Below are 26,415 nucleotides of genomic sequence, written 5' to 3'. Positions count from 1 at the left end.
CTTTTTTTCAGTTTTCGAGCCATCTCAATCCATCAGTGGAGGAAAATTCTTGAGTTTAAGAGAGTTAAACCAAATATTTTTGTCAGAAAAGCGAACGGGTTTTGAAAAATACAACAAAGGGAATGATTCTTTACTGGCTTTCTTTGTTTTATATACCATTTTTTGGTATAATGAGATGTTATCAATAACAGGGTTTCATTTGCCCTGAATTTGAAAGGAAAAAACATGACAAAAACACCGTTTTATATAACTACGCCGATTTACTATCCGTCTGGAAAGCTCCATATCGGGTCGGCCTACACCACCATTGCCTGCGATGTCTTGGCTCGTTACAAGCGTCTCATGGGCCACGAGGTCTTCTATCTAACAGGACTTGATGAGCACGGACAGAAGATTGAGGAGAAGGCAAAGGATGCTGGTTTAACCCCACAAGCCTACGTTGATGGTATGGCGGTTGGCGTCAAGGAACTTTGGAACTTGCTGGATATTTCTTACGACAAGTTCATCCGCACGACAGATGATTATCATGAGGAAGTAGTAGCGGCTGTTTTTGAAAAATTGCTGGCGCAGGACGACATTTACTTGGGTGAGTATTCAGGTTGGTACTCCGTATCAGACGAGGAATTTTTCACCGAGAGTCAATTAGAAGAAGTCTTCCGAGATGAAAACGGTGAGGTAACAGGTGGTATCGCTCCGAGCGGTCACGAAGTTGCCTGGGTTTCAGAAGAATCTTACTTCCTCCGCCTTAGCAAGTATCAAGATAAATTGGTCGAGTTTTTCAACGCTCATCCTGATTTTATCCAGCCAGACGGTCGTTTGAATGAAATCATGAAAAACTTCATCGAGCCAGGCTTGGAGGATTTGGCAGTATCCCGTACCTCATTTACCTGGGGCGTGCCTGTTCCGTCCAATCCTAAGCACGTTGTCTATGTGTGGATTGATGCCTTGCTCAACTACGTAACTGCCTTGGGTTATGGTCAGGAAGATACAGCAAACTATGACAAATTCTGGAATGGAACAGTTTACCACATGGTTGGTAAGGACATTCTTCGCTTCCACTCCATTTACTGGCCAATCATGCTCATGATGTTAGATATGAAATTGCCAGACCGTTTGGTTGCTCATGGCTGGTTTGTCATGAAAGACGGCAAGATGTCTAAGTCTAAGGGAAATGTGGTCTATCCAGAAATGTTGGTAGAGCGTTTTGGTTTGGACCCGCTACGTTACTACCTCATGCGTAGTTTGCCAGTTGGTTCTGACGGAACATTTACGCCAGAGGACTATGTCGGTCGTATCAATTACGAACTAGCCAACGACCTTGGAAACTTGCTCAACCGTACGGTTGCTATGATTAACAAGTATTTTGGTGGTCAGGTACCAACTTTTGTGGCCAATGTGACAGATTTTGATGCGGACTTGGCGGCAGTTGTAGCTGAAAACTTGGCAAGCTACCACAAGTATATGGAAGCTGTTGACTATCCACGCGCTCTGGAAGCTGTTTGGAATATCATCTCCCGTACCAACAAGTACATCGATGAGACAGCACCGTGGATTTTGGCAAAAGATGAAGCAGACCGTGACAAGTTGGCAGCAGTTATGGCGCACTTGACCGCTGGTCTTCGTGTGGTAGCACATCTCATTCAACCGTTTATGATGACCACTTCAAATGCTATTATGGAACAGCTTGGTTTGGGGACAGCATTTGACCTTGAAAACCTTGACTTTGCAGGTCTTCCAACAGGTTTGACAGTGGTCGCAAAAGGTACGCCTATCTTCCCACGTCTAGATATGGATGAGGAAATCGCCTATATCCAAGCTCAAATGGGTGGCGGCTCTGCTATTTCCCAAGAGGAAGAAAAGGAATGGAGTCCAGCTGATGTGGAACTCAAAAACGAGAAAGCAGCCATCAAGTTCGAGGACTTCGACAAGGTGGAAATCCGTGTGGCCGAAGTCAAGGAAGTGGCCAAGGTGGAAGGCTCTGATAAGTTGCTCAAATTCCGTCTGGACGCAGGTGACGGTCAGGACCGCCAAATCCTGTCGGGTATCGCCAAGTACTATCCAAATGAGCAGGAGTTGGTCGGTAAGAAAGTCCAAATCGTTGCTAACCTCAAGCCTCGTAAGATGATGGGCTTGCTCAGTCAGGGCATGATTTTATCTGCCGAACACGAGGGCAATTTAACACTGTTGACAGTCGATCTATCTGTGCCAAATGGCAGCCAGATTTGGTAAAATGAGCTACAAGACACACAAAAACCAGCTCTAATCAGCTGGTTTTTTGAGTGTTTTCCATTCGTCTTCAAGAATGGCCATGATAAGAGTATCGGCGTAGCCATCTGTAGTCTTAAGACTATCACGCTTGATCCCTTCTAAGCGAAAGCCTGCTTTTTCATAAGCACGTTTGGCACGCGGATTGAAGGAAAAAACTTCTAGTTCCAAGCGGTGCAGGTCGACCTGCTCAAAAGCGAAATCCCTGGTTTTCTCAACCGCCCAAGAACCAAGTCCCTGCCCCAGATAGTCCTCGTCAAAGATAACGATACGGAAGTTAGCAGAGTTGTTTTCCCTGTCCAACTCATTGATGACCGACTCGCCGATAAAAGTCCCGTCAGGTGCAATCAGCATAAAGTCGTATCGTTCAGGATTACTCACAATCCGATTGTAGTAAGTAATCACATCGTCTTTTGGATACGTTCCCGAACTCCCTGTCAGGCGATCGATTTCAGCAGAAGGCTTGGTAAAGCAGTCCTCGTAATATTTTTCTGCAAAACCAGCCTCAAACGATTTCAGAATGAAGCCATCTTTCTCCCACTTAGCAACTTTTTTGGTCATTTTCTATCTCCTTTCCCTTATTCTACCACAAGTTACGAACTAATAAAGAAAGGAGGTTGTATGCTAGTTGCACTTGATGAAGACCGACAAATTTTTAATCTTTTGGAAAATCCTGCGCCACAAGGTCGCTATTCCTGTCCAGGTTGTGGAGGCCTGGTCCGATACAAATCCGGAAAAATTCTGCGTTCGCACTTTGCCCATGTCACCCTACGGGATTGCCAATACTTCTCCGAGAATGAGTCTGCCCAACACCTGTCGTTGAAATCAAACATTTATAGGTGGTTGGTTGACAAAGAAAAGGTTGAGTTGGAAAAATGTTTACCTAGGATAGGTCAAGTAGCTGATTTATTTGTCAATGATTGTCTTGCTTTAGAAGTTCAGTGTTCTAGTCTAGCGATTTCACGTTTGCAGGTCCGAACGAAAGTCTATCAGAAGGCTGGTTATCAGGTTATTTGGTTGCTAGGAAAAGATCTTTGGCTCAAGGAAAGATTGACCAACTTACACAGGCAATTTCTCTCTTTTAGTATGAATATGGGCTTTCATCTTTGGGAATTGGATGATGAGAAGAAGGAGTTACGACTTCGTTACCTTATCCATGAGGATTTGCGTGGAAAGGTTCACTGTTTGACGAAAACTTATCCATTTGGTGAGGGAAATTTACTGGATATTCTACGGCAGCCTTTTTCCAGACAGTTCTTGTCTAGCTTGGTTTGTCAGTTAGATAAGGATTTACCTCGTTTTATTGCTCGCCAACTGTATTATCGTTCTCCCAAATGGCTAGCCCTGCAAGCAGAAGCTTATAAAAGAGGGGAAAATCTGCTAACCAAGACTGTACTAGACTGGTATCCCCATTATCGTCTGCCCAGCTCTGCTATTGGCTTTGCCCAAATAAACCAAGACCTAACCCCTGTTTATCAGGCTTTCAATGACTTTTACGATGGTAGAAAGGATAAGGGAAAACAGGTTCTTTACCCTCCTATAATGTATAGACAAAAAATAAAAATAATGATATAATAAAAGAAAAAAGATTTACAAGGAGGTTTCTGCTATGAAATGGTATCGTCTAGCATTACTGAGCTCTTCCTTACTGATGGTAGCTTGCTTAACGGCTTGTGCTGTCAAGTCTGAGCAAGGAACAGCAACTTCATCTAGTCAGCAAGTGACCGAAGTCAATGCAGAAGAAGCTCAGAAGTTTACCTCTCAACATAGTTCGAAGATAGTATCCAAAGAAGAACTAGAAGGTGGAGGCGGCGTTATAGCTTTTGAAGATGAAACCCAGTTTATCCGTATGTTTGATTCGATTGAGGGTGAATACTACATGCTTTATTATCCTAGTGGTTGCACGGTAACCTATTTCGTCGAGTCTGAAAGCTATATCGTAGCGACAGATGAATATGAAGGTGCAGAGAAAAGCAGTGAAGCCAAGGGACAGGTTGGTCAGTATTCTACAGAAAGTGGCTACTCTATTTCGTTTGCAAATGATGGAACTCTAACTGTTGATTTGCAAGGAAATTTCATTCATCAAACGAATGACCAAGAGCAAAATGGAAATATAGAAGAAGCAGAAGGACGTAGCTATGTCGATAACTTATTAAACAAATACGGTATTCCAAACCTTGCTTTTTATGAAACCTTTGTCAAAGAAGCAGTTGCGGACGCGAAGACCTATTTTACAGATAATGAGTAACTTGTAAGCCCTCGCTTTCCATTGGAAAGAGGGGCTTTTTTATGTTAGAATATTAAGCACGGAGGAATTATTATGTCTAAACAACGTTATGAAATTGAAGAAAAGTACCAGTGGGATTTGACTACGATTTTCCCAACAGATGAAGCTTGGGAAGTAGAGCTTGCCGACTTACAAGCAGAAACAGAAAAAACAAAAGAGTTTGCAGGTCACTTGCTGGATTCGGCTAAGAGCCTTTTGGATATTAGTGAAACGCAACTTGGTCTTATGCGCCGCATTGAAAAACTATATGTTTACGCGTCTATGAAAAATGACCAAGATACGCGTGAAGGGAAATATCAGGAATTCCAAGCGAAAGCCATGGGCTTGTACTCAGCCTTTTCACAGGCTTTTGCCTTCTATGAGCCAGAATTTATGGCTATTACAGAGGAGCAGTTGGAAGTCTTTAAAGAGGAAGAACCAGCTTTGAAGCAATACAGCCATCAATTTGAAAAGCTTTTAGCAGCAAAAGAGCATGTTTTATCACAAGAAGTTGAAGAAGTTCTTGCAGCGACTAGTGAGATTTTCGAGTCCCCTGCTGAAACCTTCTCTGTTCTGGATAATGCCAGCTTACGCTTCCCAGAGATTGCGGATGAAGAAGGCCATTTGGTGCCACTTTCTCACGGCAATTACATCCACTTTATGGAGTCTAAAAACCGTGAGGTTCGCCAAGAAGCCTATGAAGCTATGTACGGTACCTACGAGCAGTTCCAGCATACCTACGCTAAGACACTCCAGTCTAATGTCAAGGTCAATAACCTAAAAGCTCGTTTGCGTAAGTACGACTCAGCACGCCACGCATCACTTGCAGCCAATTTTATTCCAGAATCTGTTTACGATACATTAGTGGCGGCAGTCAACAAGCACCTTCCGCTCTTGCACCGTTACATCAATTTGCGTAAGAAACTCTTGGGAATTGATGACTTGAAGATGTACGATATGTATACACCTTTGTCAGACTTTAGTACAAAAATTTCTTACGAAGATGCCCTTAAAAAATGTCAAGAAACCTTGGAAATCTTCGGAGAAGATTATGCGGCGATTGTAAAAGAAGCTTTTGAAAATCGTTGGATTGATGTTCATGTCAATGAAGGGAAACGCTCAGGAGCGTACTCGGGCGGTGCTTATGACACCAATGCCTTCATGCTTCTTAACTGGCAAGATAATTTGGATAACATGTACACTCTTATCCATGAAACAGGACACTCGCTCCACTCTATGTTGACACGTAAAACGCAACCTTATGTCTACGGTCATTATTCACTCTTCTTGGCAGAGATTGCTTCAACAACCAATGAAAATCTTTTGACAGAAAAACTCTTGGCAGAAGTAGAAGATGACAAGGAACGCTTTGCTATTCTTAACCACTACCTAGATGGCTTCCGTGGAACAGTCTTCCGCCAAACTCAATTCGCTGAATTTGAGCAAGCTATCTATAAGGCTGACCAAGAAGGTCAGGTCTTGACAGCTGATTTCCTAAACGAACTGTACGGTCAGACAAATGAGAAATACTACGGACTTTCTGCAGAAGAAAATCCAGAAATTCAATATGAGTGGGCACGTATTCCACACTTCTATTACAATTTCTATGTTTACCAATATGCGACAGGTTTTGCGGCAGCATCTGCTCTAGCAAATAAAATCGTCAACGGTAGTCCAGAAGACAAAGAAAACTATCTCAACTACCTCAAAGCTGGTAGCTCCGATTATTCACTCAATGTCATTGCAAAAGCTGGTGTGGATATGACCAAAGAAGACTATCTCAATGATGCTTTCAAAGTTTTCGAAACCCGCTTGACAGAGCTTGAAGAACTTGTTGAAAAAGGTGTGCATTTATCTGATAAGGATTAAACTGACGATTTGTAAGCTATTCGTGGAGTGATGATAATGATAAATGTTGCTTCACGATTAGTTACAATTCTGTTTGTAGAGTAAAATATTAAAATAAAAATAGGAAATTTAAATGTTTACAGAGGAAAGTTTACTAGATTTATTTGAAGTAGCTGATCTTCTTTCACAAGGAGATCAGCAAATCTATGAAGAGTTACGGTTGATTGTTTTTGAGGATGATTCAAACGTCATTCTCGACTTCTTGATAGAAAGATTACAGGAAAGAGATTTTCAGAATCTATCTGACCAGTTTAGTCACTCCCAAGTCGAGAATGCTTGGTGGATAATGCTTTATTTATTGGCTAATAGAGGGCATCTATGTATGATAGAGCCTAATATAGAAGAAGCAGAATTTTGGGCTAGAATAAGAGAGCTACAGTGCTGGAATGTTATTGAATTCGGAGAGAATCAGTTAGAGCAATCCTTCCATAATGGAACAAGCGTAACGGATTGTCTTGCAATACTTCAAAATCGACTGGAAGAATCAGACTACTGTGTGGCTCGGATTGCTATGGAAGTGGACTGGGATATCATCTTCATTTGTTCAAAAATAACTTATGAGCGTTTGAGGATTTTAGCAGAACAATTAGGATATGCCATTAAACTAGTGAAAGAAGAGTGAGGATAAGGTCACTCTTCTTGGCGGGATTAGAAAGTTGCTTACCTTGACCTTGTTTGGGCCTCTATGATATACTAAAAAACATGGTAAAATCATATAGTGAGAACGCAAACCACAATATGCGTCGCCCAGTTGTAAAGGAAGAAATTGTGGATTTTATGCGTAGCCGTCAGGCACAGAATACTGGTTTTTTAAAAGAATTAGCAGAATTTGCTCAGAGAGAAAATATTCCTATTATTCCACACGAGACAGTTGCATATTTTCGATTATTACTTCAATTGGTACAACCCAAAAGAATATTGGAAATTGGAACAGCTATTGGTTTTTCTGCACTCTTAATGGCTGAAAATAGCCCAGCTTCTAGTATCACGACCATTGATCGCAACGAAGAGATGATTGGATTTGCCAAGGAAAATTTTGCCAAATTTGATAGCCGTAAGCAAATTGAATTATTAGAAGGTGAAGCGATGGACTTACTTCCAGGCCTTCCAGACGATAGCTACGATTTTGTATTTATGGATTCTGCTAAGTCAAAATACATTGTCTTTCTGCCTGAAATATTAAGAAAGCTTCAAATTGGTGGTTTGATTGTCATCGATGATATTTTCCAAGGTGGAGACATTGCAAAGGATATTGAAGAGGTTCGCCGTGGGCAACGGACAATTTACCGTGGGCTCCATAAGCTATTTGATGCTACCTTGGATAATCCAGACTTAACCGTGAGTATTGTTCCAATGAGCGATGGTCTTCTTATGATTCGAAAAAATGTTGCAAGAGTCAATTTGGATTTTAATGAAAATTAAGCAATCTTTAAGATTTTGTGTTATAATAAAAAAGTTAAACAAATTTGAGGAGTTTTTTGATGAAAACAAAAAAAATTATGGCAGGTGCTGTGACCTTGCTTGCGGCGATTACTCTAGCAGCTTGTTCAAATGCTACCGATAAAGATATCATCACGATGAAAGGTTCAACTATAACAGTTTCTGAGTTTTATGAACAAGTAAAAACAAATACTTCAGCTCAACAAGTACTTTTGACGATGATTATCTCGGATGTGTTTGAAGAAAAATACGGCGATAAAGTTACAACTGAGGAAGTTAATAAAGCGTATCAAGAAATGGCGGATCAATATGGCGATTCATTCGCAACAGCTCTTTCTTCTGCTGGATTAACTGAAGAAACCTATAAAGCGCAAATTCGTACAAATAAATTAGTTGAGTATGCTGTTAAAGTAGCTGCAGAAAAAGAATTGACAGATGCTAATTACCAAGCAGCCTATGAAGCTTACACACCAGAAGTAACAGCTCGTATCATTAAGTTAGATGACGAGGCGAAAGCAAAAGAAGTATTAGCAGCAGCTCAAGCAGAAGGAGCGGACTTTGCTCAATTAGCAAAAGATAACTCTACTGATACTACTACGAAAGATAATGGTGGAGAAGTCAAATTTGATTCAACTTCTACTACAGTACCTACAGATGTACAAACAGCGATTTTTGCATTGGATGCAGGACAAGTTGGAGCATCAGTTATTACCTCAGTTGATTTGACGACTTACACAGCAAGTTACTATGTTGTTAAATTGGAATCTAAAACAGAGAAATCAGCTAATTGGGAAGATTACAAAGATACATTAAAAGAAATCATCTTAGCTGAGAAACAAGCAGATAGTACGTTTATCACGCAAGTGATTTCAGAGGCTCTTACAGAAGCCAATGTAAAAGTGAAAGATGAGGCTTTCCAATCTCTTCTTTCTCAATACATCACAACTAGCTCATCTACATCAACAGCGGAGTCAAGTTCTACAGAAACTTCCAGCTCTACAGAAACTTCAAGCTCCTCATCTGATGAATAAAATTAGGAATGGATTTTTCCCACTTAGTTCAGAAAAATGGCGGTTGTTGCGAGCCATCTAAGCGAAAAATCTTGCTACCTAGTTTATCAATTGAATATGAGAACCTGTATTCACAGTTCAGCACTTTTATCTAAGTCTGGTTTTTCATCTACTCATCGTTAGTTTTTTTTCAAAATACAGTCAGTATTCCTTTAAAAAAACTGCCTTGATTAGCGAAATACTATCTCTTATATACAAGTACTTCACTTGTGAATACAGGTTCTGAAATGAGAATGACAAGTCATTGAATGAAGGTGGTACCGCGGTTTTTCGCCCTTCGTTTGGTTTCTTGTCATTTTTTTGGAGGTTATCATGAAACAATTTCAAGTAAAACAACGCTTTACTTTTGGTGGTGAAAAGTTTGACATTCATGATAGTCATGGACAACTTGCCTATCAAGTGGAAGGTTCTTTTCTCGAAATTCCAAAACGATTTATCGTGATGAATGCCCATGGCGGAGAAGTTTGTCAGATTACCAAGAAATTCCTGACTTGGTTACCGCAATTCACGATTAATATGGCAAACGGCCATTCTTTCTATTTGAGAAAAGAATTTACCTTTCTCAAAGACCGCTATACTGTGGAAAATCTAGGCTTGGCCATAGAGGGAAATATTTGGGATTTGGATTTTCGCCTGAAAACACCAGATGGACGGTTGATTGCTGAAATTTCCAAAGAACTTTTTCATATGACCTCTCATTATTCTGTGACTGTTGTCGAGGATGATTATGCTGATTTGGTCATTTCCTTGGTGGTCGCAATAGACTATGTGGAGATGCTTGAGTCATCAAGTTCGTAACTCTCACTTTTGCAGGTATTACTGCAAGTTTCAAATACAAGGACATTATCGGTTTTCTTTGAAACTGGTATCGCTAACTTAAATATTATACGAAAGGAATGGTTTGATTTAGCTGGTTTGCTAAATTGAACCCGCCCGGAAGGCTTGCTTCTTTCTAGTAATAACTTCTCAAAACATCTAAACGAAAGGAAAGGTTTGGTTTAACTGGATAGTTAAACTGAACCCGAGCTAAAAGCGTCGAGAAAAAGATAGACTGCTTAGTGCGCGAGCGCACAGCGTCGGTCTCCTATTTTCTTTTCGCTTTCTTAACGCTCTTGGTATATTAAATTTATGAAACAATTATCTTCTGCTCAAATTCGCCAAATGTGGTTGGATTTCTGGAAATCGAAAGGCCACTCTGTTGAGCCTTCTGCAAATCTTGTCCCAGTTAACGATCCAACTCTTCTTTGGATTAACTCTGGTGTCGCAACCCTCAAGAAATACTTTGATGGCTCTGTCATTCCTGACAACCCTCGTATTACAAACGCTCAAAAATCAATTCGTACTAACGATATTGAGAATGTTGGTAAGACAGCTCGTCACCACACCATGTTTGAAATGCTTGGAAACTTCTCTATCGGCGACTATTTCCGTGATGAAGCGATTGAGTGGGGGTTTGAACTCTTGACAAGTCCTGAATGGTTTGCTTTTCCGAAAGACAAGCTTTATATGACTTACTATCCAGATGATGTGGATTCCTACAACCGTTGGATTGCCCTTGGTGTCGAGCCAAGTCACTTGATTCCACTAGAAGACAACTTCTGGGAAATCGGTGCGGGCCCATCTGGTCCAGATACGGAAATCTTCTTTGACCGTGGTACAGATTTTGACCCTGAAAACATTGGTATCCGTCTTTTGGAAGAAGATATTGAAAATGACCGCTACATCGAGATTTGGAATATCGTACTTTCACAATTCAATGCTGACCCAGCTCTTCCACGTTCTGAGTACAAGGAATTGCCAAACAAGAACATTGATACGGGCGCAGGTTTGGAGCGCCTAGCAGCTATTTTCCAAGGGGCTAAGACTAACTTTGAAACAGACCTCTTCTTGCCAATTATTCGTGAGGTAGAGAAGATTTCTGGTAAGACCTACGACCCAGATGGCGATAACATGAGCTTCAAGGTCATTGCAGACCATATCCGTGCCCTTTCATTTGCGATTGGTGATGGAGCACTTCCTGGTAATGAAGGTCGTGGTTATGTTCTTCGTCGTTTGCTCCGTCGTGCGTCCATGCATGGTCAACGTTTAGGAATTACCGAGCCATTCTTGTACAAGTTGGTAGAAACAGTTGGCAATATCATGGTAAGCTATTATCCTGAAGTACTTGAAAAACGTGCCTTTATTGAGAAGATTGTTAAGAGTGAAGAAGAGTCATTTGCTCGTACCATTCATACAGGTTCACAATTTGCGGAGCAGTTGATGGATAAATTGGCAGCAGAAGGTAAATCTAAGATTGATGGTCGTGACATTTTCAAACTCTACGATACTTATGGCTTCCAAGTTGAATTGACTGAAGAATTGGCAGAGCACCGTGGTATGACTCTTGATATTGCTGGCTTTGAAGCTGCTATGAAAGAGCAACAAGACCGTGCGCGTGCTTCAGTTGTCAAGGGTGGTTCAATGGGCATGCAAAATGAAACCCTAGCAGCTATCACTGAAACTTCAACTTTCGTCTACGGTCAAACTGCTCTTGAAGCCAACTTGTCTGTTATCGTTGCCAATAACGAGCGTACAGAGGCTGTATCAGAAGGTCAAGCTCTTCTCGTCTTTGACCAAACGCCTTTCTATGCTGAAATGGGTGGACAGGTTGCAGACCACGGTTTCGTGAAAAATGCTACCGGCGATGTCGTTGCGACTGTTATCGATGTGCAGAAAGCACCAAATGGTCAGCCATTGCATACAGTTGAATTGTCCGCAAGTATTTCAGTTGGTCAAACCTACACGCTTGAAATCGAAACCAAGCGTCGTAAGGGTGTTGAGAAAAACCACACGGCAACTCACTTGCTTCATGCTGCTCTTCACAACATTATCGGTGAACACGCTACTCAGGCAGGTTCCTTGAATGAGCAAGATTTCCTTCGTTTTGACTTCACTCACTTTGAAGCTGTTACAGCAGAAGAACTTCGTCGTATCGAAGAAGAAGTCAATGAGCAAATTTGGAAAGCCATTCCAGTTGTGACGGTTGAAACAGATATTGACACCGCTAAAGAAATGGGAGCAATGGCCCTCTTCGGTGAAAAATACGGTAAAGAAGTTCGCGTTGTAACTATCGGTGATTATTCTGTCGAACTCTGTGGTGGTACACACGTTGGCAACACAGCTGAAATCGGAATCTTCAAGATTTTGAAAGAAGAAGGTATCGGTTCGGGTACACGTCGTATCATCGCGGTAACGGGTCGTGAAGCCTTCCTTGCTTATCGTGACCAAGAAGACGCTCTTAAAGAAGTAGCAGCAACTATCAAGTCTCCACAAATCAAGGAAGTACCAAATAAGGTTGCAAGCCTTCAAGAGCAGTTACGCGAATTGCAAAAAGAAAATGCTTCTCTGAAAGAAAAAGCGGCAGCTGCGGCAGCTGGAGATGTCTTCAAAGAAGTGAAAGAAAGCTCTGGCGTTCGCTACATTGCTAGCCAAGTCCAAGTATCTGATGCAGGTGCCCTTCGTACCTTTGCAGACAACTGGAAACAAAAAGATTACTCTGATGTCTTGGTGCTTGTTGCGGCAATCGGTGACAAGGTCAATGTCCTTGTTGCAAGCAAATCAAGTGATGTGCATGCAGGAAACCTCATCAAAGCTCTTGCTCCAATCGTAGCAGGTCGTGGTGGTGGTAAACCAGACATGGCCATGGCAGGTGGTAGTGATGCATCTGCAATTCAAACCCTTTTGAATAGTGTGGCTGAAAATCTGTAATCGCTCACTAAACTCTTTTATCCTCTGGATGAAGGAGTTTTTTTGGTATAATACAAATATCTGCATTTTAGTAATATAATTTATTTGAATTTGGCTAACTAGTGTTTTGTTGAAACGGGAGAGATTTATGGGGAAATGTTTGGTTATAGGCTCAACAGTTTGCGATGTGATGATTTATGTAGATAAGCTACCTGGAAGACAGGGTGATGCGCATATAAATAAACAAGTCATGTCTCTTGGCGGTTGTGCCTTTAATGTTGTCAATATGCTCCATCATCTTGGGGTGGATTATGATTTTATCTCACCAGTTGGTACTGGACTTTACGGTAGATTTGTAAAAAATGAATTGCAGAAACTGAGGATTCAAACACCGATTTCAATAGATGGAGCAAATGGCTGTTGTTATTGCTTTGTAGAGTCAGATGGGGAACGGACATTTTTATCACATCATGGAGTAGAATATAGATTTGATCCTTCTTGGTTAGATGGATATGATTTATCTCAGTATGACTATGTTTATATTTGTGGATTGGAAGTGGAGGAAGAGACGGGACAAGCCTTGGTTGACTGGTTGAAATCATGTGGCAAGCAAATCATCTTTGCTCCTGGACCGCGAGGGAATCTTATTCCTGAAAAGCGAATGGCAGAACTATTAGAGCTATCTCCCATTCTGCATCTGAATGAGCAAGAGATACTGAGTCTTGCTCAAGAAACAGAGGTTAAAACGGCGATTCGTGTGCTATACGGCAAAACCAAGAAGCTCCTTATTGTGACTAAGGGCTCAGACGGTTCCGTCGCATTTGACGGAGTTTGGCACGAGGCACCAAGTGTATCAACAGAAGTCGTAGATACAATCGGTGCTGGTGATAGTCATGTTGGTGCCTTTATGGCTTCCTTGGTCACTGGGAAAACGGTGGCTGAGTCACTCGCATTCGCAAACCGAGTCGCTAGTCATGTTGTTACTACACAGGGTGTTCATTTACCAAGTCACATGTATGAAGAGTTGAGGAGTCTGTTGAACATTCTGTAATCAAATGCTTCAATAAAATATTGTAAAGACCTCGAAAGGTCTTTTTTTCTGACCAGTATTCACTACATTTTGACAAGTTTCATAAACTTTTTGACAAAAATTATTATTTTTTTGACAAAGATACTTGTCAAAAAGAAAAAGAAGTGTTACAATGATATCAAGATAAAGAGATGAAAACGAATTCATCAGGTAAATAAACAGAAAGTAGGAAATAAATATGAAAAAGATAAACAATAGTGACATTACACGTTTTGTACAACTTATGGCGATCATCTATCTAGTTTTTGTCCTACTGGCTGACATTATGAAGTGGCAGCAGTTGGATAATACCTATGTCATTCTTGCCATTTGCACCATTGCTGTGACAGATGAGCGCTTGAGGAAACTAGGTAGCAGAAAAGAGTAAAAGGAAAAATTAGTCGAAAGTAAGTGGTGGAAAGTTATGAAAAATAATATCAATAAAAAAGGGATTTTGATTACAGGAACAACCATTGCGCGTGCGGTCGAAATAGGGTCCATTCTATTATTGGTTTACATTCTTCTTTCTGATTTGCTGGGTTGGAGCGATATGGACACAGCACTAATGACTACTCTAATTGCTTCAATTGCTTGTATTGAAGCAAGTTTACAAATGGATAAAAAAGGAAAAAAGTAAAAGAAGATAGACCGTGAAACGTAACATTTCAGCAGATGTGGCAGCGATTGTGATTGCAGGGGCATGTATTATCGGTTTATTGATTGGAGTTGCCCTAGGACTATATAGTTTAGTCTAGCTTGTAGGAAAATGAAGGAGAAGAAACATGGAAGCGAAAATGAAATTATTTGAAGTCAATATCATGGAAAATAAGAAATTTGTCTGGGGATTGAATATTCTTGCGGTTGCCCTCATCTTTCCATTTGACTTCGTATTTGGAATGATAGGCAGTTGGTTGATAGCTAACGGTTCACAATACTCGGAACTAAATGTATCAGAGGTATGGTTGCTTTTCCCTCTCTATATTCTTTTAATAGTTGTGCATGAGGCTATCCACGGCATCTTCTTCAAAGTTTTTTGTCCTGAAAATCCTGTCAAATACGGGTTTAAATGGAAATTGTGCATGGCCTATGCGACCAGTCCAGGTTCACTCTACAATCGAATGCAAATGCTAGTAATCAGCCTGGCTCCCTTTGTTGTGATTAGTTTGGTCTTGACCATGTTAGCAGGTTTTGGGCTGATGAATACCACTCTTTACTTCATGCTGGCAACCGTTCACGCGGCCTCTTGTGCAGGCGATTTCTACTATACTTATCTTTTATTAGTTAAGTTTGCCAAGGGAAATATAGCTGTCGAAGACACAGAAACAGGCTTGATTATCTACCAAGCCTAGAAAGGAAAACTCATGGAATATGTCTTAAAAAATCGGCTCAAGGAATTGCGAGCCAGAGATAGTCTCAATCAGACAGAACTAGCAAAATTAGCAGAAGTATCACGGCAGACCATTAGCTTGATTGAGCGGGGTGAATATACGCCCTCCGTGGTCATTGCCATGCGGATTGCACAGATTTTTAATGAAAATGTGGAGAATGTCTTTCAATTAGTGGAGGTAGGAAAATGAAAAAAGGACTTGTAAAAAAATATTGGAAATTAGGTCTATTGTTTATTTTAGGGTGGGCGACTGGGGCAGGGGCTTCAGCTCTAAAACACACTGACCTGCCAAAATTAGTTGACATTGGAACAATCCTGTGGGGAGTGCGTCTGCTCGTTTTGGTTTTATTGCTTGTAGGTGCCTACTTTGCTCGTACTGCTTCGCAGGCCCATAAAGAATATGAGTCGGTCAATGAAGATGAGGAGGACTTGCTGGACCAGATTTCCAATAAAATGTACCGTAGCTTAGAGTATGCGGTCATTCTTTCTAACTGTATTGGTGCATTGGTGGTTATGAGTTTATTTGTGAGTATGCAGTTGGTTTCGGACGGAAAAATTCCTCTAGTGGACTCACTTGTTGATGCTGTGCTCTTTGTCATTCTATTTGTGGCAAACTATATCGTATTGAAATTGATTCACAAGATTCGGAATTACAAGCTCTCTATCTTTTCAACTTTTGAAGAGGTTAAGGCCTATATTGATTCTTATGATGAAGGGGAAAAGCAGGCAAGTTATGAAATGGCACATTGGATTGTCTTTACCTTAAACCAACTTGTTCTTCCATGTTTGTACGGTGTGCTTTTTGTCATCTCGGCTATTCTCAAAGAGCAGCAGCTAGTTGCCTATCTGGTAGTTGTCTTTATTCATCTATACATCAATATCATGCAGTATCGCATGGTACGGAAATACTTTAAATAATGAAAGGTTTAGGTAGATAGTATGAAAGACAATAAAAAATTAATAAATATTCTAAAAATTGCGTATTACGTGGGGCTGATTGGTTTGACTCTTTACAGTTTTGGCTATATTTTCGGAGAGTGGCTGGCTAGTGGGCAGATTGATGTGTCACCTCTGAAAATCCTGACACCGTTTGTACTTGGCTTACCAGCTCTGCTATTGGCCACGAAAAAGAAAAAGGAAGTTTTAGATGGAGATATGTATGAAAATTAAAAAAGATAGTGTTGTTGGAAGAGTGTTATTTTTCCTATTTGCAGTTGGTATCTGTCTGGTTGAGCAGTTAACGTTGCCCCTGTTTTTGACCGGGGCACCAAGTGTGCTGAAGACTGTAGGGGGCTGGCTAGTCTTTTTAGGGATGACGGTTGTAGGATGGTGGATTGCAAAGAGAGTTGGTCTTTGGGTATCCAAAGGAAGTCTAGATATCAATGAGATGGTTAAAGTTGTTGGTATAGGTTTTGGGGCAACCTATGCAACGAAAATTGTAGGAGCTATTATTCTTGCGATTGAAAAAGGAGCAGAGGGCACAACTGCTAATCAAGAAGCATTGAATTCAATTCCCAAATTTACCTATGCGATTATGGCTGTATTATTAGCGCCGATGATAGAAGAGCTAATTTTCAGAGGTTTACTTATGGGACGAGTTTTTGGTCAAAAATCTTGGCTTGGTCTTGTGGTAAGTAGTCTATTATTTGGAGCACTTCACATGCCGACAGATATTGCTAGTTGGGTTATTTACGGAGGAATGGGGGCTGTGCTTGGTCTTGTTTATCGTTATAGTGGAAAATTGGAATACGTTATTGCTATTCATTTCTTAAACAATCTCTTATCTGCTATTTTTATATTCTTTATGAATTAGGGGGAGATATGCTTGACCTGCTAAAAAAGACCGTTCTATTTATTTTCTATTTCATAGTTTATCAAGTAGCCATTGGATTGCTCATGTCACCTTACTTTATGAATCAAAGTCAAGGGAATGCAGCCAATCATGTAATTGGTGCTAGTTGGTATAGTGCGATTCTTGGTTTCGGGGTCTTAGTGGGATTGGGCTTATACCTTTGGAAGTTACTAGGTAGCCCCCAAAGGCTTCAGATGGATTTGGGACATGCTTGGTATTCCAAAACGTATTGGCCGATTTTGGCTTATATAGTATTGTTCTTTCTCCAACTTGCTTTCCCGATTACCAATTCAGGTAACCAGTCTGCAATTTTAGATATGCTAGACTTATTTCCAGTTCAAACATTTTTTCTAGTTGTTGTGTTTGCGGGAGTGATTGAGGAGTTACTTTTTCGCGGAATTCTTGCTACTTATTTTTTCTCTGAACAAAGAGGAGCACTGTCTATTAGTCTCTACGGTTTTATGACAGGAACATTGTTTAGTTTAATACATGGTCCAGAAAATGGAATAATTTTTCTGATGTATTTTACTCATGGAATCATTTTATCATGGCTTTACTTGATAAAGAAAGATATCCGTTATCCGATTGCTTTACATACTTTTAATAATGCTCTAGTGTATTTTCTCATGCTTTTCTCATGAAAATAAAAAATATAGAGGAACGGTATTGTTCCTCTATATTTTTTATGAAATTGTTCAATTTACTTTTTTTGAGAGTTACGCAACTGTTTCTTGATAAGAAATTGTACGATTCTCAGTCCAATAAGTCCTGTAGCAATAGCCAAAAGAAAGGCTAAGAGGGTAGGGATTTTAAATGATAGGTAAGCATATGTTGATAAAACTGTAATAATACTAAACAGAGCAATATTGGCAAAAAAGATGAATTCCATTACACGTTCTTTTTGCGGGTATTGTCTGTGATATGCTTGATATTGGACCTGTTTCTCTTTCGGGATATACTCTTCATACTGGTAGTCCTCAGGTCGATATTGTCTAAGTGCCATATCGTCTCCTTCTATTCCTCCCTAGCATACCATAACATTGCTTGAAACATATGTCAGTTATGTTACAAAACGGTTACAAAAATATGGTAATTTCTACCAATGAAAGAGCACTTTTCATTTATCAGGTTGCTGTATTTGTGATATAATTAAAGTTATGGAAAAAATTATCATTACAGCAACAGCTGAAAGTATCGAACAGGTCAAAGAACTGCTTGTGGCGGGTGTTGACCGTATTTATGTCGGTGAAGCAGACCATTCGCTTCGGATTCCTACTAATTTTACTTATGACGAGCTTCGGGAAATTGCAGATCTGGTTCACAGCGCTGGGAAGGAGTTGACAGTTGCAGCTAATGCCCTCATGCACCAAGACATGATGGACAATATCAAACCGTTTATGGAGTTGATGAAAGAAATTAAGGTCGATTATCTGGTTGTCGGAGATACTGGAATTTTTTATATCAACAAGCGTGATGGTTATAACTTCAAACTCATCTATGACACATCAGTCTTTGTGACTTCTAGCCGTCAGATTAACTTCTGGAAAGACCATGGAGCAGTAGAGGCAGTTTTGGCAAGAGAGATTCCATCAGAAGAACTCTTTGACATTGCTAAAAATTTAGAAATGCCTGCTGAAATCCTAGTTTATGGTGCTTCTGTTATTCATCATTCTAAACGGACTTTATTACAAAATTACTACAATTTTACAAAGGCTGATGAAACAGACTTGTCACGTGGACGAGGGCTCTTCTTAGCAGAACCGAGTGACCCAGATAGCCACTATTCGATTTTTGAAGACAAGCATGGTACTCACATCTTTATCAACAATGACATTGATATGATGACCAAATTGTCAGAATTAGATGAACACGGCTACCATAATTGGAAGTTAGATGGTATTTACTGCCCTGGTCAGAATTTTGTTGAGATTGCTAAACTCTTTGTCCAAGCAAGAGATTTAATCGAAAAAGGGGAGTTCACTTACGACCAAGCCTTTCTTCTAGATGAGCAGGTCCGTAAGCTCCACCCTGCCGATCGTGGTTTGGATACTGGCTTTTACGAATTTGATCGCAATAAGGTTAAATAGCGTTTTGAAACTATATTGATTCGTGCCTATCATACAACATTGCTCCATATAATTTATAGGGGTATATTTGCTTGATTTTCAATTCACTTGGAATAGCTTACCAATTTCTATTTTAAATCATCTATATTGCAAATAGAGGAGATTTTACATTATGTCAAAAACATTAAAGCGTCCTGAGGTTTTATCACCTGCTGGGACTTTGGAAAAATTGAAGGTAGCCATTGATTATGGTGCCGATGCTGTCTTTGTTGGTGGGCAGGCTTACGGTCTGCGTAGCCGTGCTGGTAACTTTACCATGGACGAGATGCGGGAAGGAATTGAATACGCTCATGCCCGTGGTGCCAAGGTTTATGTAGCGGCCAACATGGTTACCCACGAAGGAAATGAAGAAGGAGCTGGTGCCTGGTTCCGTGAGTTGCGGGATATGGGCTTAGATGCGGTTATCGTATCTGACCCAGCCCTCATCGTTATCTGTGCGACAGAAGCACCGGGACTTGAGATTCATTTGTCCACTCAAGCTTCATCTACCAACTACGAAACCTTTGAATTTTGGAAAGAGCTTGGCTTGACCCGTGTCGTATTGGCTCGCGAAGTGACCATGGAAGAAGTAGCAGAAATCCGCAAACGGACTGACGTTGAAATCGAAGCCTTTGTTCACGGAGCTATGTGTATCTCCTACTCGGGTCGTTGCGTTCTTTCTAACCACATGAGCAAGCGTGATGCCAACCGTGGCGGTTGCTCCCAGTCATGTCGTTGGAAGTACAATCTTTACGACCTCCCATTTGGCGAAGAACGTCGTTCGATTAAGGGGGAAATCCCAGAGGAGTTCTCCATGTCTGCGGTGGATATGTGTATGATTGACCATATTCCAGACATGATTGAAAATGGGGTCGATAGCCTGAAAATCGAGGGTCGGATGAAATCCGTCCACTACGTATCAACCGTAACCAACTGCTACAAGGCTGCGGTAGATGCCTATCTTGAAAGCCCAGAAAAGTTTGAAGCGATCAAACAAGACCTGATTGATGAAATGTGGAAGGTTGCCCAACGCGAATTGGCAACAGGTTTCTACTATAGCCCACCGAGTGAAAACGAACAGCTCTTCGGTGCCCGCCGTAAAATTCCAGAATACAAATTCATCGCGGAAGTAGTAGCCTTTGATAAGGAAACGATGACAGCTACCATTCGCCAACGCAATGTTATCAACGAAGGCGACCAAGTGGAGTTCTACGGACCAGGTTTCCGCCATTTTGAAACCACTATTCGGGATCTTCGTGATTCGATAGGTGAAAAGGTTGAACGTGCTAACAAACCGATGGAGCTCTTAACCATCAAACTGGATCGTGAAATCTACCCTGGTGACATGATCCGTGCCTGCAAATCAGGCCTTATCAATCTCTATCAAGAGGACGGGCAATCCCTGACCATTCGAGCATAATATAGTCGTTTAGTTTATCTTTTATTACTTCGTTAACTCGCTTTGCCGTACTCCAGTACTGCCTGCAGCTCGTTGCCTAGTACTAAAAGCAAACTAAACAACTATAAATTAAAAAGGCTGAATTTCAGCCTTTTGTTTGTTTTTGAGATGTTTTGATACTATCTGGAACCAGAGTAATTTTTTTAATATCTTCGATTTTGATAATACTAGTTACCCGTCGTTTGAAATTTTTCATGATGATTCGTTGGCGCTCTATATCGTATTTGACAATATCACCTGTAAAACTGCGGTCCCCATAGATAACATGAATGGCAGCTTTCTTGTATAGGGCAAGCTCTAAAGTATTTTTTATCTCTTCCTTGCTGTCTGGCTCGATAGTCTTAGGAGCTTTGCCATTGCCCAAAAAGATATTAACCTGTTCTAAAATGACTTCTAAAAATCTCTTCATGGCATTATCCTTTCAAACTTGATATAATTATAGTATCCAATTTTCGTAAAAATGACAAGTTTTTTCGAATAAATAGGTGAAGGGGGAACAAATGGCAGAATTTACATTTGAAATTGAAGAAAAACTGTTGGTCTTGTCTGAAAATGATAAGGGGTGGACCAAGGAGCTTAACCGCGTTTCTTTTAATGGTGCACCAGCTAAGTATGATATTCGGACATGGAGCCCGGATCACAGTAAAATGGGAAAGGGAATCACTCTCAGTAACGAAGAGTTTCAAGTACTTTTAGATGCATTTTCAAATAAATAAATGAAAGAAGCCTAGGAAAAATAGGCTTCTTTTTTAGTAACAGGTTGTAGTAAGTGGTGGCAAAGGGTAATCAAGCTTATTTTTGCCAAATCTGGAAGAATGAATGGAAGGACTGTCCAAGCTAGTGTATCTGTCCAGCTGGCACCAGAAACAAGTTTAAATACAAAACAGCCGACGAGGAAACAACTAACTGTGCCAAGTAGGCAGGATAGAAAAACTGTGACTGGTGAGGAGGAGGATTTTGTTAGACTAGAGGTAATGCCTGCATAGAGCAGGAAGCCCCACAAAAAGCCTGCTGTTGGTCCAGCAAGAGCAGCAAATCCACCTGAAAAGCCAGCAAAAACTGGTAAACCGATAGCACCCAAAGTCAAATAGATTGCTACGCTAGCAAGAGCTTCTTTGGGTTTGTAGAGACTAGCTATTAAGCCGATTGCTAGTGTCTGTAGTGTGAATGGTACTGGTCCGATTGAAATACTGATTTGTGATAGACAGGCGATAATAGCTGCACCGATAGCTATAAATGTTAGTTGTCGATTGGAATTCATTTTTTGTTAACCTTTCCTAAAAAAGTGGATAACAAAATTATAGAATGTATGGAAGTCAAAGTCAATAGTTGCTAATCGGATGTAACATTCTTTATTAGTTATAGTTGATCACTACCAAATACCGCTTGCCAATCAGCGGCAAAATCAGAGACGGCTTTATCAATCATTGGATAGTTCAAGAGTTGATCAAGCACCTCTATTCCAAGAGTTACATAGTCTGTACCTGCTTCTAGTGAGTCAGTAACCTGTGAGACTTGCTTAAAGCTAGCAGCTAATAGTTGGCTTGGGTAGTGGTGCCGATCAATCTGTTTTTGAACTCTTTGAATGAGCTGATAAGGATTAGTTTGTAACAAGCTCATACGATTGACATAGGGAGCTAAAAAATCTGCACCAGCTTCCAGTGCAAGCAGAGCCTGCATTTCTGTATAGATTGCAGTGGCAGTAATAGAAACACCTTCCTGTTTTAATGTCTGGATAGCTTTCAGTCCATCTTTAGTAACAGGAATTTTTACATATACTTGCTTATCAATTTCATTTAAAATCTTTTTGGCATCAGCCAGTATTCCTTCGTAATCACTCGCAATGACTTGGACATGCAAACTACGTTCAAAGCCAATGAGTTGTCGAATCTGTTTCATGTGATTAAAAAAATCAATCTTACCTTCTTTTTTGAGAATACTTGGGTTAGTTGTAACACCGTGTACGGGTAAGTAGTCTAAATATTCCTTGATTTTTTCAATATTTGCAGTATCTAAGATTAGTTTCATATCATTACTCCTAGAAAATTTTTTCTTGACCGTAGAGCTCAATCCAGTCTTCGGTAAATTGATTGACAGCTTGCAGAACTGTAGCATGTTGTAAGGCCTTGTCTAACAGGCTGGGTGAGAAGGTAACGGCATCAGCTCCAGCTTGAATAGCTGAAGAAATTTGTTGGACGTTTTTGATGCTAGAAGCCATAATTTTGGTAGGGCAGTTTACTTGTTTGCTATAATATTTAGAATCTTTGATGATAGTAAATGGATCAAGGCCCAATGTCAGTGACCGATCAGTATAGATGGCAATATAATCAGCTTTGGCATCGATAGCTAAATAAGCTTGCATAGGACTGTAGATTGCTGTTGCCGTAATCAAGCAATCAGGATTTTCTGATTTGAGAAAGCGAATAGCTTCTAGACCGGCTGAGGTAACAGGAATTTTTGTATAAATACGATGGTCGATATTTTCCCATGTGAAATGGGCGTCATCAATGAGCTGCTGGCTGGTTCGCCCAACTAGTTGAAGATGGAGTTTGGCTTGGGGGCCAATTAAATCTAGACTCTTTCGCATATGAGGGACAAAGTCAATCTTTCCTTCTCTCTTGATGATGCTAGGAGTAGAAGTTAGACCACTGACGGTCATGACTTTTTGAGCCTCTTGTATTGCGAGTAAATCAACAGTATCAAGTAGCAGTTCTACCATGGAGACACCTCTCTAGTTTTTTCTTTTATTATAAAGGAATAAATCGGAAAATATCGCTATCTGATGATAAGAGACTTGAAAAAATGCTAATTTCTTGGGTATAATAGTAAGAAATAAAAGAGGAAATTGCACAATTGTGCAAAAATGTATTTATGAGCAAAGTATATTTGATTGAAAAAGTCGCTTATTTGTACTATATAAAAAATTTGAAGCAGTCTGAAATAGCAGAACGCCTAAATCTTGATCGCAGTAGTATTAGTCGTTATCTTAAACAAGCTAGGGACCTTGGATTGATTTCTATAAACTTTATAAGTGAAAACCTTGAAAAACTGCATTTGGAACAGGAAATCGCTGAAAAATATGACCTAAAAGTTGTGCATATTATTGACACATCAGATCAGTCAAACCACGCGAAACAATCTTATTTTTTTCAGGAAGCAGCTAGTTTTGTGAATTCTGAACTAGGTAAACATCAAACAATTGGTTTGGCCTGGGGAACTACGATGGCTAAATTGATTGAAGCATTGAACATTAAGCGTCAATTGGGAGCGGAAGTTGTTCCTTTAGTAGGAGGTTCAGGTCATCATCGTTTGAATCACCATATAAACGAATTAGTATATAATCTTAGCCGACAGATAGAGGGAAAACCTTACTATATGCAAGCCCAAGTTGTTGAATCGGATGTTGCAGTGAAAAAGAAAGTAGAGCTTGATACCGCATTTGAAACAATCCGAGAGAAATGGGCTACACTAGACATGGTTGTTACTGCTATTGGTAGCATGAATAGTTGGAGCCAATGGCGCCATATGCTCAGTGAAGAGGATTTAGATGAGATTGTCGCTTTTGAAGCTGTCGGGGATCTTTGCGGACGATTTTTTGACAGTGAAGGTGATGAATTAAAAACAACTGTAAATCGTCGAACGGTTGCAATTCCATTGGATTTATTAGAAAAAGTACCGACTGTCATTACCATTCTTCCTTCTAAAAAGCGCCTGCCTGCTCTATTAGCTCTATTAAAAAAAGATTACATTACGCATCTGGTTTTGGATAACGCGTCTGCACTACTACTATTAGAAAAATAGAAAGGAATTCAAATGAAAGTACTACTCTTAGGGGACAGTCATTTTGTACGTAAGGAAGGGAAAAATAAACCACATATTGAATGGTCGCTTGAAGTGATACATCCGTCCTGGACTTTTCAAAATGTATCCATTTCTGGTGCAACGAGTGGCTGTCTTTTGCAGCAACTTCGAAAAATTGAATTACAAAGTTATGATGTTGTTTTTGTTATGGTTGGCAGCAATGATTTAGCAACGAATCAACAGATTCCTTTACCAGAATTCGAAGAAAATGTGAAAGAAATTCTCACCTACTTAAATCAAGCCTGTTTAGTGGAAAAAATCTGCTTAATCAGTCCTCCACCTGTAGACCAAGATAAGCAGTTTTATCGGACAAATCGGTTGGTTCAAAGCTACGAGCAGCGTTTAAGACAAATCGCTTTGGAATTTGGTTCAGATTTTATTTCCCTTGTGGAAGTGTTTGAGTCTAGTCAACTTCCAATAGAGGTCTTGCTGGAGGGAAGCCTTGATGATGGCCTGCATTTTGGTTTTCAAGGATATGCGCTATTAGCGCAAGCTATGGTTGATACCGTACAATCAAAAAAATAGTCCCCGTCTAAACGAGGACTATTTTTTGATTACCGCATAGTAACAAACTCTTCAGATCCTGTCGGGTGAATGGCTACGGTAGCATCAAAATCTGCCTTGGTTGCTCCCATCTTTATCGCAACAGCAAATCCTTGAATCATCTCATCAACTCCGTAGCCAATCCCATGAAGGCCAACAACTGTCTCGTCTGGACCGGCTGTTATCAATTTGAATTTTGCAGCCTGTCTATTGCTAGCAAGAGCAGTGTACATGGAGGTAAAGCTGGAAGTATAAGTCTTAACTTGATCTAAACCATAAGTTTTTTCAGCTTCTTCTTGAGTCAGACCGACAGTGCCGATGGCTGGGTGGGAGAAGACTACAGTGGGAATGACGGAGTAGTCCATTTTTGCATTTGGTTTGCTATTGAACAGACGTTCTGCCAGCTGGCGACCAGCTTTGATGGCTACAGGGGTTAATTCTTTTTCTCCTGTAACATCTCCCAAGGCATAAACGCCAGGAGCAGAAGTTTCTTGATAAGCGTTGACCGCAATATGGCCTGAAGAAGTTAAGTCAATTCCAGCCTTTTCAATATCTAAGCTTGATGTTTGAGGCTTTCGTCCAATAGCCCAGATTAAGGTTTCAGCAGTGTGTGAACTACCGTCTTCGAAGGTTATACAAATATGGCCTTCGTCTGTTTTCTCCAATCGACTAGGAATCTTATGGGTATGTAAAGGAAGATTTGTACGTTTCATCTCTTCCATAAGAGCATCTGTAATATAAGGGTCGAAATTCCGTAAAGGGCGGTCTTTACGAACAAAGAGATCAGTTTGTACACCTAGTTGGTGTAGAACACCAGCTAATTCCACAGCAATATAGCCAGCTCCAATGATGGCGACAGAAGAAGGAAGTTCCTCCCAGGAAAAGACATCGTCTGAGGTTAGGCCTAAGTTCTTTCCTGGGATATTTGGAATGACGGGTTGTGCTCCGGTAGCAATAACAATATGGTCAGCTTCCAACTGTTCACCATTTACTTCAATAGTATGAGAATTAATAAAACGAGCATATCCTTCAATAACTTCCACACCATTTTTAGCAAAAGTGTTTTCGTAGGATGTACGTGACCGTTGAATATAGGCGTCTCGGTGTTTTTTTAAAACAGAAAAGTCAAAATGAACCCCATTTGTAGTAAATCCGTATTCTCCACCGTAGTGCTGAAAAACTTCTGCGACGGATGCACCATACCACATAATTTTTTTTGGAACACAGCCAACATTGACGCAGGTACCTCCGAGGAGTTTTCCTTCTATTACCGCTACTTTTGCGCCATAGCTAGCAGCACGATTAGCAGTAGCAATACCTCCGCTACCCCCGCCGATTGTAATCAAATCAAATTTCTTCATACGATCTAACTCCTTATTGTTTTAGCCATATTGTATCGTTTTTAAAGTGTATCTGCAAAAATCTGCTACGGCATTCTTACAAAACTGTAAGTATCTTGTAAGG

The 26,415-nt window shown here is 40.4% G+C and carries 30 protein-coding genes; 23 read left to right on the top strand and 7 right to left on the bottom strand.

Going from position 1 to position 26,415, the window contains the following annotated elements:
• Positions 1 to 225 precede the first annotated feature (225 nt).
• Positions 226 to 2,229, top strand: a complete 2,004-nt coding sequence (gene metG / locus AC4CS8_RS06370) for a methionine--tRNA ligase (RefSeq protein ID WP_493892439.1) — start codon at positions 226 to 228, stop codon at positions 2,227 to 2,229.
• Between the two features lie 30 nt (positions 2,230 to 2,259).
• Here metG and AC4CS8_RS06365 read toward each other — a convergent pair whose 3' ends face one another.
• Positions 2,260 to 2,826 carry a GNAT family N-acetyltransferase gene (locus AC4CS8_RS06365; protein WP_493892438.1) on the bottom strand — a complete coding sequence of 189 codons (567 nt, stop codon included), beginning with the start codon at positions 2,824 to 2,826 and terminating at the stop codon, positions 2,260 to 2,262.
• A gap of 60 nt (positions 2,827 to 2,886) precedes the next feature.
• Between AC4CS8_RS06365 and AC4CS8_RS06360 the strand changes: the two genes are divergently transcribed.
• The 17 genes from AC4CS8_RS06360 to AC4CS8_RS06280 all read left to right on the top strand — a co-directional run bounded on the left by AC4CS8_RS06360 (position 2,887) and on the right by AC4CS8_RS06280 (position 17,624).
• Positions 2,887 to 3,840, top strand: coding sequence for a competence protein CoiA (locus AC4CS8_RS06360; protein WP_493892437.1), 954 nt, complete (start codon positions 2,887 to 2,889; stop codon positions 3,838 to 3,840).
• A 34-nt stretch (positions 3,841 to 3,874) separates the two neighbouring features.
• A complete protein-coding gene (locus AC4CS8_RS06355; protein ID WP_493892436.1) occupies positions 3,875 to 4,513 on the top strand; it encodes a hypothetical protein in 639 nt (212 codons plus the stop codon).
• A 72-nt stretch (positions 4,514 to 4,585) separates the two neighbouring features.
• Positions 4,586 to 6,400, top strand: a complete 1,815-nt coding sequence (gene pepF, locus AC4CS8_RS06350; RefSeq protein WP_493892435.1) for an oligoendopeptidase F — start codon at positions 4,586 to 4,588, stop codon at positions 6,398 to 6,400.
• Between the two features lie 112 nt (positions 6,401 to 6,512).
• Complete coding sequence (locus tag AC4CS8_RS06345) at positions 6,513 to 7,061, top strand: DUF6630 family protein (RefSeq protein ID WP_493892434.1); 549 nt, start codon at positions 6,513 to 6,515, stop codon at positions 7,059 to 7,061.
• Between the two features lie 80 nt (positions 7,062 to 7,141).
• Positions 7,142 to 7,861 (top strand): O-methyltransferase, encoded by a 720-nt coding sequence (locus AC4CS8_RS06340; protein ID WP_493892433.1) that lies wholly within the window; start codon positions 7,142 to 7,144, stop codon positions 7,859 to 7,861.
• 59 nt (positions 7,862 to 7,920) lie between these two features.
• Positions 7,921 to 8,910 (top strand): peptidylprolyl isomerase PrsA, encoded by a 990-nt coding sequence (gene prsA / locus AC4CS8_RS06335; protein WP_493892432.1) that lies wholly within the window; start codon positions 7,921 to 7,923, stop codon positions 8,908 to 8,910.
• Positions 8,911 to 9,261: 351 nt separating this feature from the next.
• Positions 9,262 to 9,747: an LURP-one-related/scramblase family protein gene (locus AC4CS8_RS06330; RefSeq protein WP_493892431.1), complete on the top strand. Its 486-nt coding sequence runs from the start codon at positions 9,262 to 9,264 to the stop codon at positions 9,745 to 9,747.
• 330 nt (positions 9,748 to 10,077) lie between these two features.
• A complete protein-coding gene (alaS, locus tag AC4CS8_RS06325) occupies positions 10,078 to 12,696 on the top strand; it encodes an alanine--tRNA ligase (protein WP_493892430.1) in 2,619 nt (872 codons plus the stop codon).
• 127 nt (positions 12,697 to 12,823) lie between these two features.
• Positions 12,824 to 13,726 carry a carbohydrate kinase family protein gene (locus AC4CS8_RS06320; RefSeq protein WP_493892429.1) on the top strand — a complete coding sequence of 301 codons (903 nt, stop codon included), beginning with the start codon at positions 12,824 to 12,826 and terminating at the stop codon, positions 13,724 to 13,726.
• 217 nt (positions 13,727 to 13,943) lie between these two features.
• Positions 13,944 to 14,132: a hypothetical protein gene (locus tag AC4CS8_RS06315; RefSeq protein WP_257104429.1), complete on the top strand. Its 189-nt coding sequence runs from the start codon at positions 13,944 to 13,946 to the stop codon at positions 14,130 to 14,132.
• Positions 14,133 to 14,168: 36 nt separating this feature from the next.
• Entirely contained in the window at positions 14,169 to 14,381 is a 213-nt protein-coding gene (locus AC4CS8_RS06310) for a hypothetical protein (RefSeq protein WP_493892428.1), read from the top strand.
• A 145-nt stretch (positions 14,382 to 14,526) separates the two neighbouring features.
• A complete protein-coding gene (locus AC4CS8_RS06305; protein WP_493892427.1) occupies positions 14,527 to 15,093 on the top strand; it encodes a DUF3267 domain-containing protein in 567 nt (188 codons plus the stop codon).
• Positions 15,094 to 15,105: 12 nt separating this feature from the next.
• Positions 15,106 to 15,321, top strand: a complete 216-nt coding sequence (locus AC4CS8_RS06300) for a helix-turn-helix transcriptional regulator (protein WP_044774566.1) — start codon at positions 15,106 to 15,108, stop codon at positions 15,319 to 15,321.
• Positions 15,318 to 16,049, top strand: coding sequence for a DUF3169 family protein (locus AC4CS8_RS06295; RefSeq protein ID WP_493892426.1), 732 nt, complete (start codon positions 15,318 to 15,320; stop codon positions 16,047 to 16,049). The genes AC4CS8_RS06300 and AC4CS8_RS06295 overlap by 4 nt, the downstream gene beginning before the upstream one ends.
• A gap of 21 nt (positions 16,050 to 16,070) precedes the next feature.
• Positions 16,071 to 16,301, top strand: a complete 231-nt coding sequence (locus AC4CS8_RS06290; RefSeq protein ID WP_493892425.1) for a hypothetical protein — start codon at positions 16,071 to 16,073, stop codon at positions 16,299 to 16,301.
• Complete coding sequence (locus AC4CS8_RS06285; protein ID WP_493892424.1) at positions 16,291 to 16,944, top strand: CPBP family intramembrane glutamic endopeptidase; 654 nt, start codon at positions 16,291 to 16,293, stop codon at positions 16,942 to 16,944. Before AC4CS8_RS06290 ends, AC4CS8_RS06285 begins: the two co-directional genes overlap by 11 nt.
• A gap of 98 nt (positions 16,945 to 17,042) precedes the next feature.
• Positions 17,043 to 17,624 carry a CPBP family intramembrane glutamic endopeptidase gene (locus tag AC4CS8_RS06280; protein WP_493892423.1) on the top strand — a complete coding sequence of 194 codons (582 nt, stop codon included), beginning with the start codon at positions 17,043 to 17,045 and terminating at the stop codon, positions 17,622 to 17,624.
• Between the two features lie 59 nt (positions 17,625 to 17,683).
• Here AC4CS8_RS06280 and AC4CS8_RS06275 read toward each other — a convergent pair whose 3' ends face one another.
• Positions 17,684 to 17,986: a DUF3270 family protein gene (locus AC4CS8_RS06275; RefSeq protein ID WP_493892422.1), complete on the bottom strand. Its 303-nt coding sequence runs from the start codon at positions 17,984 to 17,986 to the stop codon at positions 17,684 to 17,686.
• A 154-nt stretch (positions 17,987 to 18,140) separates the two neighbouring features.
• On the opposite strand from AC4CS8_RS06275, the gene AC4CS8_RS06270 reads away from it, so the two are divergent.
• Positions 18,141 to 19,070: a peptidase U32 family protein gene (locus tag AC4CS8_RS06270; RefSeq protein WP_493892421.1), complete on the top strand. Its 930-nt coding sequence runs from the start codon at positions 18,141 to 18,143 to the stop codon at positions 19,068 to 19,070.
• A gap of 151 nt (positions 19,071 to 19,221) precedes the next feature.
• On the top strand, positions 19,222 to 20,508 hold the full coding sequence (locus tag AC4CS8_RS06265; RefSeq protein ID WP_493892420.1) for a peptidase U32 family protein: 1,287 nt from the start codon (positions 19,222 to 19,224) through the stop codon (positions 20,506 to 20,508).
• Positions 20,509 to 20,632: 124 nt separating this feature from the next.
• Here the strand turns inward: AC4CS8_RS06265 and AC4CS8_RS06260 are convergent, their stop codons facing one another.
• Complete coding sequence (locus AC4CS8_RS06260) at positions 20,633 to 20,956, bottom strand: hypothetical protein (RefSeq protein WP_493892419.1); 324 nt, start codon at positions 20,954 to 20,956, stop codon at positions 20,633 to 20,635.
• Positions 20,957 to 21,047: 91 nt separating this feature from the next.
• Here AC4CS8_RS06260 and AC4CS8_RS06255 point away from each other — a divergent pair, with 91 nt between their 5' ends.
• On the top strand, positions 21,048 to 21,263 hold the full coding sequence (locus tag AC4CS8_RS06255) for a YdbC family protein (protein WP_493892418.1): 216 nt from the start codon (positions 21,048 to 21,050) through the stop codon (positions 21,261 to 21,263).
• A gap of 11 nt (positions 21,264 to 21,274) precedes the next feature.
• On the opposite strand, the gene AC4CS8_RS06250 is transcribed toward AC4CS8_RS06255, so the two are convergent.
• From AC4CS8_RS06250 to AC4CS8_RS06240, 3 genes are all read right to left on the bottom strand, one after another.
• A complete protein-coding gene (locus AC4CS8_RS06250) occupies positions 21,275 to 21,808 on the bottom strand; it encodes a biotin transporter BioY (RefSeq protein WP_493892417.1) in 534 nt (177 codons plus the stop codon).
• A 98-nt stretch (positions 21,809 to 21,906) separates the two neighbouring features.
• Positions 21,907 to 22,575, bottom strand: a complete 669-nt coding sequence (locus AC4CS8_RS06245) for a fructose-6-phosphate aldolase (protein WP_493892416.1) — start codon at positions 22,573 to 22,575, stop codon at positions 21,907 to 21,909.
• A gap of 10 nt (positions 22,576 to 22,585) precedes the next feature.
• On the bottom strand, positions 22,586 to 23,266 hold the full coding sequence (locus tag AC4CS8_RS06240; protein ID WP_493892415.1) for a fructose-6-phosphate aldolase: 681 nt from the start codon (positions 23,264 to 23,266) through the stop codon (positions 22,586 to 22,588).
• Positions 23,267 to 23,418: 152 nt separating this feature from the next.
• On the opposite strand from AC4CS8_RS06240, the gene AC4CS8_RS06235 reads away from it, so the two are divergent.
• Positions 23,419 to 24,348 carry a sugar-binding transcriptional regulator gene (locus AC4CS8_RS06235; protein WP_493892414.1) on the top strand — a complete coding sequence of 310 codons (930 nt, stop codon included), beginning with the start codon at positions 23,419 to 23,421 and terminating at the stop codon, positions 24,346 to 24,348.
• Between the two features lie 12 nt (positions 24,349 to 24,360).
• Positions 24,361 to 24,933, top strand: a complete 573-nt coding sequence (locus tag AC4CS8_RS06230; protein WP_493892413.1) for a GDSL-type esterase/lipase family protein — start codon at positions 24,361 to 24,363, stop codon at positions 24,931 to 24,933.
• 29 nt (positions 24,934 to 24,962) lie between these two features.
• On the opposite strand, the gene gorA is transcribed toward AC4CS8_RS06230, so the two are convergent.
• Complete coding sequence (gorA, locus tag AC4CS8_RS06225; protein ID WP_493892412.1) at positions 24,963 to 26,312, bottom strand: glutathione-disulfide reductase; 1,350 nt, start codon at positions 26,310 to 26,312, stop codon at positions 24,963 to 24,965.
• Between the last annotated feature and the right edge of the window lie 103 nt (positions 26,313 to 26,415).

It is taken from the genome of Streptococcus sp. NSSLK0004 (genome assembly GCF_059039125.1).
The sequence above is the reverse complement of the archived record's forward strand: the minus strand, read 5'-3'. Positions and strand labels throughout refer to the sequence as shown.